General features: G+C 65.0%; 12 protein-coding genes and 1 pseudogene. 5 read left to right on the top strand and 8 right to left on the bottom strand.

Annotation, left to right across the window (positions count from 1 at the left end; translation table 11 throughout):
• Positions 1-47 precede the first annotated feature (47 nt).
• On the top strand, positions 48-1,013 hold the full coding sequence (locus OK015_RS15860; RefSeq protein WP_442791116.1) for an FAD-dependent oxidoreductase: 966 nt from the start codon (positions 48-50) through the stop codon (positions 1,011-1,013).
• On the opposite strand, the gene OK015_RS15855 is transcribed toward OK015_RS15860, so the two are convergent.
• From OK015_RS15855 to OK015_RS15845, 3 genes and pseudogenes are all read right to left on the bottom strand, one after another.
• Positions 997-1,416 carry an anti-sigma factor antagonist gene (locus OK015_RS15855; RefSeq protein ID WP_268124270.1) on the bottom strand — a complete coding sequence of 140 codons (420 nt, stop codon included), beginning with the start codon at positions 1,414-1,416 and terminating at the stop codon, positions 997-999. The genes OK015_RS15860 and OK015_RS15855 overlap by 17 nt on opposite strands.
• 795 nt (positions 1,417-2,211) lie before the next feature.
• Positions 2,212-2,613, bottom strand: a complete 402-nt coding sequence (locus OK015_RS15850) for a phage holin family protein (RefSeq protein ID WP_268124268.1) — start codon at positions 2,611-2,613, stop codon at positions 2,212-2,214.
• Positions 2,614-2,721: 108 nt separating this feature from the next.
• Positions 2,722-2,883 (bottom strand): annotated as a pseudogene (locus OK015_RS15845) (amidohydrolase family protein); the annotation flags it as partial.
• Here OK015_RS15845 and OK015_RS15840 point away from each other — a divergent pair.
• Positions 2,884-4,182, top strand: coding sequence for an MFS transporter (locus tag OK015_RS15840; protein ID WP_442791115.1), 1,299 nt, complete (start codon positions 2,884-2,886; stop codon positions 4,180-4,182). It begins immediately after the preceding pseudogene.
• A 57-nt stretch (positions 4,183-4,239) separates the two neighbouring features.
• On the opposite strand, the gene OK015_RS15835 is transcribed toward OK015_RS15840, so the two are convergent.
• Together OK015_RS15835 and OK015_RS15830 are read right to left on the bottom strand one after the other, a co-directional pair.
• Complete coding sequence (locus OK015_RS15835; protein ID WP_268132787.1) at positions 4,240-5,520, bottom strand: competence/damage-inducible protein A; 1,281 nt, start codon at positions 5,518-5,520, stop codon at positions 4,240-4,242.
• Between the two features lie 174 nt (positions 5,521-5,694).
• The gene (locus tag OK015_RS15830) at positions 5,695-6,000 is read right to left on the bottom strand and encodes an MTH1187 family thiamine-binding protein (protein ID WP_268124264.1); all 306 of its coding nucleotides are present in this window, start codon (positions 5,998-6,000) and stop codon (positions 5,695-5,697) included.
• Between the two features lie 38 nt (positions 6,001-6,038).
• Between OK015_RS15830 and dtd the strand changes: the two genes are divergently transcribed.
• The 3 genes from dtd to OK015_RS15815 all read left to right on the top strand — a co-directional run bounded on the left by dtd (position 6,039) and on the right by OK015_RS15815 (position 8,276).
• Complete coding sequence (dtd, locus tag OK015_RS15825) at positions 6,039-6,470, top strand: D-aminoacyl-tRNA deacylase (protein ID WP_268124262.1); 432 nt, start codon at positions 6,039-6,041, stop codon at positions 6,468-6,470.
• Positions 6,471-6,537: 67 nt separating this feature from the next.
• Positions 6,538-7,461 carry a class I SAM-dependent methyltransferase gene (locus OK015_RS15820; RefSeq protein WP_268124260.1) on the top strand — a complete coding sequence of 308 codons (924 nt, stop codon included), beginning with the start codon at positions 6,538-6,540 and terminating at the stop codon, positions 7,459-7,461.
• 23 nt (positions 7,462-7,484) lie between these two features.
• Positions 7,485-8,276: an HAD-IB family hydrolase gene (locus tag OK015_RS15815; protein ID WP_268132785.1), complete on the top strand. Its 792-nt coding sequence runs from the start codon at positions 7,485-7,487 to the stop codon at positions 8,274-8,276.
• On the opposite strand, the gene OK015_RS15810 is transcribed toward OK015_RS15815, so the two are convergent.
• The 3 genes from OK015_RS15810 to OK015_RS15800 form a co-directional block, all read right to left on the bottom strand.
• Positions 8,273-9,298, bottom strand: a complete 1,026-nt coding sequence (locus OK015_RS15810; RefSeq protein WP_268124258.1) for an alcohol dehydrogenase catalytic domain-containing protein — start codon at positions 9,296-9,298, stop codon at positions 8,273-8,275. The two genes, OK015_RS15815 and OK015_RS15810, sit on opposite strands and share 4 nt — an antisense overlap.
• A 26-nt stretch (positions 9,299-9,324) precedes the next feature.
• Positions 9,325-11,268, bottom strand: a complete 1,944-nt coding sequence (locus OK015_RS15805) for a flavin-containing monooxygenase (RefSeq protein WP_268124255.1) — start codon at positions 11,266-11,268, stop codon at positions 9,325-9,327.
• A 133-nt stretch (positions 11,269-11,401) separates the two neighbouring features.
• On the bottom strand, positions 11,402-12,589 hold the full coding sequence (locus OK015_RS15800) for a PucR family transcriptional regulator (RefSeq protein ID WP_268124253.1): 1,188 nt from the start codon (positions 12,587-12,589) through the stop codon (positions 11,402-11,404).
• Between the last annotated feature and the right edge of the window lies 1 nt (position 12,590).

Here is a 12,590-nt window from a genome sequence, read left to right as displayed (position 1 = left end):
GAGCAGCCGTTATGCCTCGATTCCTTCGCTTTGGATAGCGTGGCGTGGTGGTCAATGCGCAGCAGATTGTCGTCGTCGGTGCCGGAGTCAGCGGACTGACCTCGGCCATTTGTCTGGCTGAAGCCGGCTGGCCGGTCCGGGTGTGGACCGCCGCCCTGCCACAGCAGACGACTTCAGTAGTTGCCGGTGCGGTGTGGGCCCCGCCGCGGCCGGCCGAACGCGCCACCAAAACATTGGCGTGGACCGAATATTCGCTGGGAGTGTTTCGTGACCTGGCCGCCAATCCCGACACCGGGGTACAACTGGCGCCCGCGCTCAGCGTCGGCGAATTGACCGCGACCGAGGCGATGTCGTCGGCGGCGCAGCTGATCCCTGAACTGCGGCCGGTCGAGCCTTCCGAGCTTCCGGAGGGCTTTCGGGCCGGTTTTCGCGCGACCATGCCGATGGTCGACATGCCGCACTACCTCGACTACCTGACGCGGCGACTTGCCGCGGCCGGCTGCGAGCTCGAGGAACACCCCGTGCAGTCATTGGCCGAGGCCACCGACGCGGCACCGATTGTGATCAACTGTTCGGGTCTCGGCGCCCGAACGCTGGTGGGCGACGACACGGTGCGGCCATTGTTCGGCCAGCATGTTGTGCTCGCCAATCCCGGTCTGCGGCAACTGTTTTTGGAGATCAACAACGGCCCGGAATGGGTCTGCTACTTCCCGCACCCACAGCGGGTGGTGTGTGGCGGGATCAGCATCCCGGATCGCTGGGACACCGCGGCCGAGCCCGACATCACCGAGCGCATCGTGGCGCGCTGCCGCCGGATCGAACCGAGGCTCGGCGACGCTGAGGTGATCGAAACGATTACCGGGCTGCGCCCCGATCGTCCCTCGGTGCGTTTGGAAGCCGAGCCGCTCGGGCGGGCACGCTGCATCCACAACTACGGCCACGGCGGTAACGGCGTGACCCTGTCCTGGGGTTGCGCGCGCGATGTAGTGCGCTTGGTCAGCCCTGATCGCTGACCGGCGCTAGCGCCGTCTCGACGGTCGCGTACGTCGGCAGCAGCGGACGCAGTCCGCACGCGGCAATGGTTCGGGCGACGATGGGTTGGCTGGTGACCAGCCGCAGCGTGACGCCGCGGTTGCGACACAGCGCTGCTTCGTGCGCCAGGGCGGCATAACCGCACGACCCCATGAAATCGAGGTCGCACACGTCGATGACGAACGGGCCGGGCGCGACCGTCTCGGCGGCGCCGCGGCTCAGCACGTCCTGCCAGGCGCCCTCGTTGCTGGCGTCGATGTCACCGCCGACGTGGACGACCACCGAGGAACCGGCCCGCTTGGTGACCGTGTGCAGTCCACTTGGCGGGTGACCAAGATACGACCCGTTGTTGGGCCCTGCGATTCCAATTTCGGCAGTGTCCATCTCTGCGACATCCCGTCGTCGTGGGCAGTATCGGGCGACGCCGTCCTGTCCCGAAAAGGCCGGCAGGGTTGTCGTAAACCGACCCTCTCGGTTTTCACGTCATTGCTAAGCATATGTGTAATTGAGATTTGCCGAGGTGAAATTGCGCAAACCGATCAGTTTCTGTGCGGCCGGCTGAAGGCCGAAGGTCACTGAAACCCTTACTATTTCAGTAACGGTAGCAATGATTCATTAACGGCAGCAACGACGAACCGAAACGGTGGAACATGCGTAAGCATTGATTACGCGCTTAACGCTCACATTGCCACTATTACGGTCAACCGCCTCGAAACGCGCAACTCGCTGGATATGGAACATTTCCGCGACTTGGCTCGGGCATGGGCCGACGCCCCACGCCGGTGACGCCGCCTGGATTGCCGTCGTCACCGGCGTGGGGCGGGATTTTTCCGGTGTATAGGCCGATCATCGCCGCGGTGGACGGCACCTGAGTCGCGGGCGGCCTTGAAATGTTGGGCTGCACCGACATCCGCGTCGCCATGCCCGAAGCGCGATTCGCGGTGATGGAACCCAAACGAGGGCTTTTCGCCGGCGGAGGCAGCGCATCGCGGCCAACGCGCCGCTTGCCGTCTTTGCGACCAAACAGTCGGCGGCCGAAGAGCCGACGCTCGACCCCGAGTCGGCCTACGACGACGAGACTCGGCACAGCTACCGGGTTTTCGCGACCCAGGATGCCGAAGAAGGGCCGCGCGCCTTTCCGCTGAGAAACGGCCTCCGCGATGCAGGCGCCCTGAGGTATCAGGATCGAGTGTGGCGGTCGACGTCGCGCACCACCAGCGACAGCAGCCAGCTGACGATCGACAACAGGATCGCGGCCCAGATCGCCGTCCACCAGAAGTGGTCGATCTGCAACCCCCAGTGCGTCGTGTGTTCGGTGATGCGTGCGGTGAGCCAGAGCATCAACGCGTTGACGACGATATGGAAGAGCCCAAGGGTCACGATGTACAGCGGGATCGACAAGAACTGAACGATCGGCTTGATGAACGCGTTGACCAGACCGAAGATGACGGCCACGACGAAGATGATGCCGACCCTCTCCAGTGGCGTTTTGCCGCCGACGAAGCTCAGCCCGTGAACGAAGTGGGTGACGATCCACATGGCAAGACCAGTCAGTGTGGCGCGAAGGAGAAAAGGACCCATGTCGGAAGATCCTGCCACCGGTAGTCGCCGACGGGACCGAATTATGTGCCCGGCGGCCGCATTCGCCTTCGCGCCGACGCGCGTGGCTCAGTTCAGCGCGTAGAAGCGCCCGAGATCCTTGGCCTCGGTCATGACGTCGACCGCCGCCTGCCCGTGCTCGATCGGCGTCACGCCCACGCCCCGCAACCGGCTGCCCGCCGCCGAGCAGTAGTCCGCGATCCATCGGCATCGATGATTCGCATCTATCGCGAACCCACTCCCGCGGCGTGGATGGTCAAACGGCCCGCGTTGCGCCACGATGCTCACGTGACAACTCAACGCCTCAGTGGCGATCAACGGAACTCGTTCATTGCGGCGATGTTGGGCTGGACGATGGATGCCTTCGATTACTTCATCGTGGTGTTCGTATATGCCGACATCGCAAAGACTTTTCACATCAGTAAGGCTGAGGTCGCCTTCGTCACGACCGCCACCCTGATCATGCGCCCGGTGGGCGCATTGCTATTCGGCCTGTGGGCCGACCGGGTTGGCCGGCGGACCCCGCTGATGGTGGACGTGATCTTTTACTCGGTGGTCGGCTTCCTCTGCGCTTTCGCGCCCAACTTCACTGTGCTGATGATTCTGCGGTTGCTCTACGGACTTGGCATGGGCGGTGAATGGGGGCTGGGAGCAGCACTCGCGATGGAGAAGGTTCCCGTCGAGCGACGCGGCTTTTTCTCCGGACTGTTGCAGGAGGGCTACGCATTCGGTTATCTGCTGGCGAGTGTGGGATCGCTGCTGGTGATGGATTGGCTGGGATTGTCCTGGCGCTGGTTGTTCGCCCTGTCCATCGTCCCGGCTTTGATCAGCCTGATCATCCGCTACCGGGTGCAGGAGTCCGAGGTGTGGGAGGCCGCCCAGGACCAGATGAAGCTCACCAACACCAAGCTGCGCGATGTGCTGCGCGACGGCAAGATCGTACGCCGGTTCTTCTACCTGGTGGCGCTGATGACGGCCTTCAACTGGATGAGCCACGGCACGCAGGACGTCTATCCGACATTCTTGGGGTCGACGGCCAACCACGGCGCCGGCCTGGACAGCGTGACGGTCAAGTGGATCGTGGTGGTCTACAACATCGGCGCCATCGTCGGCGGCTTGTTCTTCGGCACGCTGTCGCAGCGCTTCAGCCGCCGCTACACGGTGGTCTTCTGTGCGATTTTGGGACTACCGATCGTCCCGCTGTTCGCGTACTCGCGGACCGCGGCAATGCTGTGCCTCGGCTCGTTTTTGATGCAGGTCTGCGTGCAGGGAGCCTGGGGGGTGATTCCCGCGCATTTGACCGAGATGTCGCCGGACGCCATTCGCGGCCTCTACCCCGGCGTGACCTATCAGCTTGGCAATCTGCTCGCCGCGTTCAACCTGCCCATCCAGGAACACCTGGCGGAGACGCACGGCTATCCGTTCGCGTTGACCGTCACCATCGTGCCGGTGTTGCTCGCGGTGGCGTTCCTGACGCTGGTTGGAAAGGATGCGACCGGAATCCGGTTTGGTACCGCCGAAACTGCATTTCTACCAACAAAAGTGACGTGATCTAGTGGCGATCGCGAGTGCGGCGCAGCCGGGCGAAGCGGTTCGCTACCAGCGGGTTCAAAGGGGCGCCTGCTCGCTCAGCGCGCGTCGTAACATGTGCATCGCGACCGTCGCCGAGCGCTCACGGATATCGGACCGGTTCCCGGGCAGCCGCAGGGTCCGGGTGTCCGTGCGGCCTTCGGCAAGCCGCACGGTGAAGCAGACGGTTCCCACCGGCTTTTCCGGCGTTCCCCCGCCCGGGCCCGCGATGCCGGTGATCGCGACGGCGGTGTCGGCGCCGAACCGCTGCAATGCGCCCGCTGCCATCGCCTCGGCGACCGGTTCCGACACCGCGCCGTGCGTTTCGATCAGCTCGGCGTCAACGCCGAGCAGCTGCACCTTCGCATCGTTGGAATAGCTCACCACCCCGCCCGTCACATACTCGGACGAACCGGGCCGGTCGGTCAGCCGTGCGGCTAACAGCCCCGCGGTGCAGGATTCCGCGGTGGCGATCCGGCGGCCGGACAGCAACCGGGCAACCAGATCGTCCACCTGCGATCCGTCTTCGGAGTACAGCTGTTGTCCGTGCCGGTCGCGCAGCAGCTCGGCCAGTCGGCCGTAAGCCTGCGCCGCGTCCGGCTCGTAGCGGGTGACCATTTCGATCTCGCCCCGCCGCAGGCACGTGGTGATCTCCAGCGAGTCGAATCCGGCGACGGAATTCTGCGCGTCGCGCAGCGTTTCGGCCAGGCCCGACTCGGGCAGTCCGAACATCCGGATGGTCTCCTGACGGTAGATCGTCCGGCCGGCGATCGCCTGCCGCGCCGCGGGAGTTTCGATCGCCTTGTGCCACATCGGCTGAAGCTCACGCGGGGGCCCGGGCAGCACGATCACCGTGGGCTTTCCGGGCACTACGACGCCCGGGGCGGTACCCACCGGCTCGAGTACCTGCGCACCGCTGGGAACCATGGCCTGCTTGCGGTTGGCCGCGCGCACCGCGTCAAAACTCTTCGAATCGAAGTGCGCCATCAGCTTTTTGAGGATGTTGGCGATCTTGTCTTCGACTTCTTCGTCGAGCACCAGCTCGCGCTCGCAGAAGCGCGCCACCACCTCGACGGTCATGTCGTCGGCCGTGGGACCCAGCCCGCCGCTGGTGACGATCAAGTCAACGCCCTGCTCGGCCATGAAGCGCAGTTGCGCCTCGATGTCGGAGCGGCGATCGCCGCAAATGGTGATGTGGGCCAGCTCTACGCCTAGTTCGAGCAGCCGATCGGCGATCCACGGGCCGTTTCTGTCCTGGACGCGTCCGGTGAGGACTTCGGTTCCGGTGACGACGATGCCTGCGCGTGCGCTCACCGGCACGAGCCTACGCACCCGCGCTGCCCGGCCGGCCGGCCGGCGTCGACTGTGAAGCCTTGGCGTCGAGTGGGAGCCGACAGCGGTGACACGCCGGTCGAGGCGCCGTGGACGCACACGCGAAGCCGTCAGTGCACGCGCGACCGGCGCCGAGCAGGTTTTGGACAATGTGCTGCGGCGCTAGTCGTCGGCGAGATAGCGCTCGACCGTCGCGACTTTCTCCGTCATCGCGTCCTGGACGCCGGCCCGCCAGTCCGCCTTGATCACCGTGCTGACCCTGGGGGCCCGGGCGGCAACGGCCTCGACGGCGCGCTGCACGACCGCCATCACTTCCTCCCAGCTATCGCCTTCGATCACGGTGAACATCGAATCCGTCTTGTTGGGCAGCCCGGAGTCGCGCACCACCCGAACCGCTTCGGCAACGATTTCGCCAACGCCCTCGCCGACGCCGAGCGGGGTGACGGAAAACGCGACGAGTACGGACACCTGACGAGCCTACCTAGCCGGCCTGGCAGCATCGAGCCATGCGGGTTCTGGTGCAACGGGTCTCGTCGGCGGCGGTGTCTGTCGATGGCGAACTGGCGGGTGCCATCCGGCCCGAAAGCCAGGGATTGCTGGCGTTTGTCGGCGTCACCCACGGCGATGACCCCGACAAGGCACGCCGCCTCGCCGAAAAGCTGTGGAACCTACGCATTCTCGCCGACGAACGCTCCGCGGCCGATATCGCGGCGCCGATCCTGGTCGTCAGCCAGTTCACGCTCTACGCCGACACCGCGAAGGGCCGCCGGCCGTCCTGGAACGCTGCCGCTCCCGGGGCGGTCGCCGAACCCCTGGTTGCGGCGTTCGCGGAGGCGTTGCGCGGGTTGGGCGCACACGTCGAGACCGGCGTGTTCGGGGCGAACATGCAGGTCGAATTGGTCAACGACGGACCGGTGACGGTGTTTCTCGAGCTCTGAGGAAGTCTCCGCAGGTACCTTGGATACGTCGGCGCGCTGTGGCCGATCGACGTGGGAGGTGGCGACCATGAGCACCGCGCCTGAATCCGGGCCTGAATATGGCTCGCTCCGTTCAGATGACGACCAATGGGACATCGTCAGCAGCGTCGGCTATACCGCTCTCCTGGTGGCGGGCTGGCGCGCGCTGCATGCCGTGAGCTCGCAACCGCTGGTTCGAGATGAATACGCGAAAGTGTTCATCGCCGCTTCCCGGGACCCGTATTTGGCCGGAGTGCTTGCCAATCCGGGAAGCACCGACGACGAGACGGCGTTTCCTCGGCTCTACGGTGTGCAAACGCGATTCTTCGACGACTTCTTCGGCGCCGCGGGTGACGCGGACATACGACAAGCGGTGATCGTCGCCGCTGGATTGGACTCCCGGGCGTATCGCCTGGAATGGCCGAGCGGTACAATCGTTTTCGAAATCGACCTGCCGAAAGTCCTGGAGTTCAAGGCGCGGGTCCTGCGCGAGCACGGCGCGGCCCCCAAGGCAACTCGGGTTGAGGTCGCCGCCGACTTACGCACCGACTGGTCCCGACCGTTGGAAGCGGCCGGCTTCGACACCGAACGGCCCAGCGCCTGGTCGGTGGAGGGCATATTGCCGTATCTGACCGATGAAGCCCAGAACACACTTTTCACCCGGATCAGCGGACTCAGCGCACCCGGCAGCCGAATCGCTATCGGCGCACTGGGATCGCGACTGGACCATGACCAGCTCGAAGCGCTGGAAACCCACCACCCCGGGGTCAACGTGTCTGGCGATGTGGACTTCTCCGCCCTTACCTACGAGCCCAAGAGCGAGCCCGCCGAGTGGCTGGCCGCGCACGGGTGGAGCGTTGAGCCCGTCCGCAACACCCTCGAGTTGCAGGCCCGCTACGGCATGACGCCACCGGAGGTCGACGTGAAGATCGACAGCTTCATGCACTCGCAGTACATAACGGCGGCCCGGTAACGGATGGAGTCGACGCGGTGACGATGACGATGCTCTCCCCCGCCGACGCCATTGCCGAGATCGCTGCCAGTTCGCCAGGACCACGAGTCGGTGCATTCTTCGATCTGGACGGCACGTTGGTCGACGGCTTCACCGCCGCGGTTCACGTCGGCGACCGGATCCGGCGCCGGCAAGTCGGGATTGGCGAGCTCCTCGGTGTGTTCGACGCTGCGCTGCGTTATCGATTCGGTCGCCTTGAATTCGAGCACCTCATCGTCCGGGCCGCGGGCTATTTGCGGGGCGAATCCCTGGCCGACCTCGACGACTTGGGCGAGCGGTTGTTCGTCGAACGTGTTGCCTCACGGCTGTATTCGCACATGCGCGAAATCGTGCAAGCGCATCAGGAACGAGGGCATACCGTGGTGCTGAGTTCATCGGCGCTCTCTATTCAAGCGCTGCCGGTCGCGCGCTTTCTCGGCATCTCCAACGTGCAGTGCAATCGATTCGAACTCGACGAGCACGGACGCCTGACCGGCGGGATCGTCAAGCCGATCGTGTGGGGCACGACGAAAGCGGATGCGGTGCAACAGTTTTGCGTTGACCATGACGTTGCGGTGCAACGTAGTTACTTCTACGCCGATGGCGATGAGGATGCGGCGTCGATGTCAGTAGTCGGCTATCCGCGACCGGTGAATCCCCGCGCGGGCCTGGCCGCCGCCGCCGCGGCGCACGGATGGCCGGTGATGTGCCTCGCCTCGGTGCGGCGCCGGCCGATGCGGACCCTGCGGTACCTGGCGAACCATGTTCGCCGCGAAGCGCAGCGAGACGGGGGCTAAGGCTTCAGCAGGATTTTCACGTCGTCGCCCGAACGTGACTCGGCGGTCGCGTAACCCTTGGCCGCCTCGTCCAAAGGCATTGACGTGGTGAAGATGCCGTCCACATCGAGCCGCCCGGACTGCAGCAGCGGGATCAACTCCGGCCAGGTGCGTTGCACCGGCGCCGTGGTGAATCGCATGGTCGTGCTGCGAATCAGGCAGCCCAGGGCGTTGAGCGGAAACGGATTCATGTCATGCACCCCCACCACCGAGACGGTGCCGCCGGGCCGCACCGCGTTGATCGCGTCGGTCAGGGAGGCGTCGGTGGCGACGGCATCGATCACCGCGTCGGTGCCACGCCCGCCGGTGGCCGCCATGATCGCCTCGAGTGCTGGTGCTTTGACCGGTGTCGCACCCCACTGAGCCGCGCGGTTCAGGCGGCCGTCGACCACATCGATAGCGAAAACCGTTGCGGCACCCTGGAAAATAGCGCTGCGCAGCGCGCAGAGTCCGACCGCGCCCAGCCCGATGACCGCCACGGTACCGCCCAACGGAATGTCGGCCCGCTGCGCTGCCGCCCAGCCGGTGGCCAGGTTGTCGGTAAGGAGCAGAGCCTGTTCCGTGCTGATCCCCTCGGGCATCTTCAACAGCTGAAAATCGGCGGCGGGCACGGCGAGCAGATCGGCCTGCGCCCCACCGAGCAGCCCCCCGCCGAAGATCTGAAAACCGGAGTAACACATGACCGGATCGCGGGTGGCGCATCCCGGGCAGTTGCCGCATCCGGTCACCGACGAAACCATGACCTGATCCCCCGACTTGACGGTGCGCACGTCGGGACCGACTTCCACCACGGTGCCGACAGCTTCGTGGCCCAGCGCGATCGGGTCGGGCATCGGAAAATCGGCCTCGTAAAAATGCAGGTCGGACCCGCAGATGCCGGCGGCGGTGACTTCGACGATCGCTCCGTCCGGGCCGGGAAGGGTGGGATCGGGACGAGTGTCGACCCGGATGTTTCGGGGTCCATCGACGACCACCGTGCGCATAGCGGCGTGCTCACTTTCTGATGGAATTACGAACTGCGGCGTCGCACAACAAATTGGGACCAATCGGGCTCGCGCACCGCGGCCCAGTACTCGTTGAGGCGCCACGGACTGACGGTGTGGATCTCCCCGTCGGCGTTCTTGAAGTAGGAGTGTTTGACCGCGGGATGTGACCACACCATTTTCTTGATTTGGGTCTGCGTCCGTCGATGCCAGTCGGTGGCGGCTTCGGTCTCGGGTTCTATCGAATGTACGTCCGCGTCTGCGAGGCGCTCGAGGCACTGGTCGATGTAGCGCATCTGCAGTTCGGACTGGAAGATCAGGCTGCCGCCGTGGGCGAGGTGGGTGCCGGGCCCGTAGATAATGAAGAAGTTCGGGAAATCCGGAACCGTGATGCCCAGGTAGGCATACGGGCGGCTCCCCCACATCTCGTGCAGGTCGATTCCGTTGCGGCCCGTCACTTTTAGCGGCCACAACACGTCGGTGTGCCGGAACCCGGTGGCGTAGACGATGACGTCGACGTCGTGCTCCACACCGTCTTCGGTGACGACCCCGTGGGGCGTGATCTTCTGGATCGGGGTGCGGACCAGTTCGACGTCGTCGCGCTGCAGCGTCTGCAACCAGCTGCCGTTGTCCTGCAGGGTGCGTTTGCCGCAGGCGGGATAGTCGGGCATCACCTTGGCCAACAGCTCTTGGGCGTCCGGTCCGTCGCCGATCTGGCTGGTGATCCACTGGGAGAACATCATCGCGGCGGCGGCATTGATGTCGCTCACGGCCGCGTCTTGATCGGCGTAGTTCGGGTCGGCTTCCGCCGCGTCGAGGCCCTTGTCCGATCCGGGCCACAGGACCAGAAACCGATACCACCTGCCGTAGAACGGCAGGTGGCGCATCGCCCAGCGCACGCCGTCGCCGACTTCGTCGTGGTACATCGGGTTCGGAAACATCCACTGGGCGGTCCGCTGGAACACGGTGAGCTGTTCGACGTCGTCGGCGATGGCGGGCGCTATCTGGAAACCGCTGGCGCCGGCCCCGATCAATGCGACCCGCAAGCCGGCGACGTCAACCGAGTGGTCCCAGCCGGCGGAGTGAAAAGACGGCCCCTCGAAGCTTTCGGCGCCGTCGAATTCGGGGATCTGCGGCCGGTTGAGCTGACCGACCGCGGTGATCACGGCTCGCACCCGAAGCGTGCTGCTCTGTCCGTCGGCATCGCGCAGCGAAACGCGCCACATTCCCTCGTCGTCGTTCCATTCGGCGGCCAGAACCTCGGTGTTCCACCGTATTTGCTCGGACAGCTCGTGCTTTTTCATCACCTTGGCGAAGTAGTGCTGCAGCTCGTCCTGTTCGGCGAAGAAATGCGTCCAGTCATTGTTGGGTTCGAAGCTGTAGCAATAGAAGTGGTTCGCCACATCCACGCGAGCCCCGGGATAACTGTTCTCCCACCATGTTCCGCCGGGGCCGGCGTTCTTCTCAACGATCGTGAAGGGGATGTTGGCTTGTTTGAGCCGAACGCCGGCCAACAGGCCGGATTCCCCGCACCCGACGACGAGGACCGGCAGGTCGGCCGCGCGATCGGCCGGTATTGCCGCCGGCCGGCGTGGATCGGTCCCGGCGAGGTCCAGTTCTTCCGACACCAGCGCCAGGTAGTCGTCGGGAACGTGTTCGCAGGCCGCCCAGTCCAGCATTTCCCGGATGAGCTCCGGGTTCAGTGGCTCCGGTTCGGGACAGCCCCGCTCGCGATAGTCGGTGATCGCGGTCAGCGCCTCGGCGCGGGCACGCGCCTTGTCGTCCTCCGACATGAACCCCTGCACCTCGTTGAGAAAGATACCCATCTGCTTGAAATCGCGAATGAATCGCGGGTCGCCGGTGATGTGCACGAGCGACAGCAGCAGCGTGGGGATGCTGACATCCTCCAAGGCAGCCGCGATCTCCGGCGTTGACGTGGTGAAAGGGCGGCCGGAGTAGGGGCTGCGCATCGAGCCGATCCTTTCGGTGGAGGGGAATCCGATTACGCTACTCGCCGTTTCGTAATTGGCAGCACTACGCTACCTGTTGCCGATGGAGCCGATCAAGGGTCGTTGGCCGCGGGTGGCGACTGGGTCCCCGATCTCACGACATCCGTTGGTAAATCTCGAACCCTAAGCAGAGTTCAGCGAGCTCGCGTGGCTCTGACAAAGACCGGCCGGTGTGTTCCTCGATGCGTCGCAACCGGTAACGCACCGTGTTCGGATGGCAGATCAGCTGCTCGGCAGCCTTCGACACCGATCCCTTGTTGTCGAGCCAGGCGGCGAAAGTGTTGCCCAGGACGTCTTGCTCGGCGCTGGGCAGGTCGGTGAACGTGCCGAGCACGATGTGGGCGAGCTTGCCGTTCACCTCGGGTGCGCTGACGGCGGCCACGCCCAGCACAGAATCCTCGAACACCGTTACCTTGCCACCCGTGGTCGCGCGAGCGGTCAACGCTATCCGCGCATATCGCAGCGCCTGGGCGGTGTCGACGAGGTCGTCGAACAATGGACTGACGCCAACTCGCGTGGTGGCTACTCGCTTCAGTAGCTCCAACAACTTGTCGTGGGCGGCGGTCGACGGGATATAAGCGATTCCGGTCTGCAGATCGGGCAGCAGCCGCCAGGCCGAGAAGATATCGGCGCTGCGCAGTTTTTCGCTGATGCCGGGCAGTGCCTGCTTTCCCACGGTGGGTGTGGTGGCAGCCACCACCAGATACGGCCCGCGTGCTGGAATGCGCAGCAGCTGGGCAATTTCCCACAGGCTGTAGTCGCCCGTCGGGCGTCCGTCGAGCAGTGCCTCGGCCAGCGCGGCCCGTTCGGCCTCGTCCTCGACCACCTGATACGTCGCCTGCTGGCGATATGCGCGGGTCATCGCGTCGGTGTAGAGGTCTTGGCCATTCCAGAACCTGGAAGTGGCGACGATCAGCGCCCGGCCGCTGATGTCGGGATGGGCGCCCGCGAGCTCGATCATCACCTCCCACAATTGGTGCGACGCCACCCGGAACGCATCCATGACGGCCGGCAACGGCACCCCCGCTTCGGCCCGTTTGCCGCCGGTCACCACCGCGGGCGAGGTGTCAAACGGCGTGCCCACCTCGATCGCTTGGAACACGAATCGGAGGTTGTCGGAGGTGGCGCGCACCAACTCGTCGTCGGGCAGCACCGCGGTGTTCTTGTAGAAATCGACTTCCGAGCGGATCGCCGCCACCACCTTGCGCACCAGGTCGTCGACCTGAGAATTGAGGATGGACCCGATCTTGACAACCTGGGCGTCGACGTCGGCGGCGGCCATG

The sequence above is a fragment of the Mycobacterium sp. Aquia_216 genome, assembly GCF_026723865.1.
Lineage (GTDB): Bacteria > Actinomycetota > Actinomycetes > Mycobacteriales > Mycobacteriaceae > Mycobacterium.
Note: the sequence above shows the minus strand (reverse complement) of the source record. Positions and strands in the feature narration are given on the sequence as shown.

What these genes read in the sequence shown, in the direction of transcription:
- OK015_RS15855 (WP_268124270.1), bottom strand. Translation starts at nt 1,416, where the DNA reads ATGGACACTGCCGAAATTGGAATCGCAGGGCCCAACAACGGGTCGTAT.
- OK015_RS15850 (WP_268124268.1), bottom strand. Translation starts at nt 2,613, where the DNA reads ATGGGTCCTTTTCTCCTTCGCGCCACACTGACTGGTCTTGCCATGTGG.
- OK015_RS15840 (WP_442791115.1), top strand. Translation starts at nt 2,884, where the DNA reads ATGGTCAAACGGCCCGCGTTGCGCCACGATGCTCACGTGACAACTCAA.
- dtd (WP_268124262.1), top strand. Translation starts at nt 6,039, where the DNA reads ATGCGGGTTCTGGTGCAACGGGTCTCGTCGGCGGCGGTGTCTGTCGAT.
- OK015_RS15820 (WP_268124260.1), top strand. Translation starts at nt 6,538, where the DNA reads ATGAGCACCGCGCCTGAATCCGGGCCTGAATATGGCTCGCTCCGTTCA.
- OK015_RS15815 (WP_268132785.1), top strand. Translation starts at nt 7,485, where the DNA reads ATGACGATGCTCTCCCCCGCCGACGCCATTGCCGAGATCGCTGCCAGT.
- OK015_RS15810 (WP_268124258.1), bottom strand. Translation starts at nt 9,298, where the DNA reads ATGCGCACGGTGGTCGTCGATGGACCCCGAAACATCCGGGTCGACACT.
- OK015_RS15805 (WP_268124255.1), bottom strand. Translation starts at nt 11,268, where the DNA reads ATGCGCAGCCCCTACTCCGGCCGCCCTTTCACCACGTCAACGCCGGAG.
- OK015_RS15800 (WP_268124253.1), bottom strand. Translation starts at nt 12,589, where the DNA reads ATGGCCGCCGCCGACGTCGACGCCCAGGTTGTCAAGATCGGGTCCATC.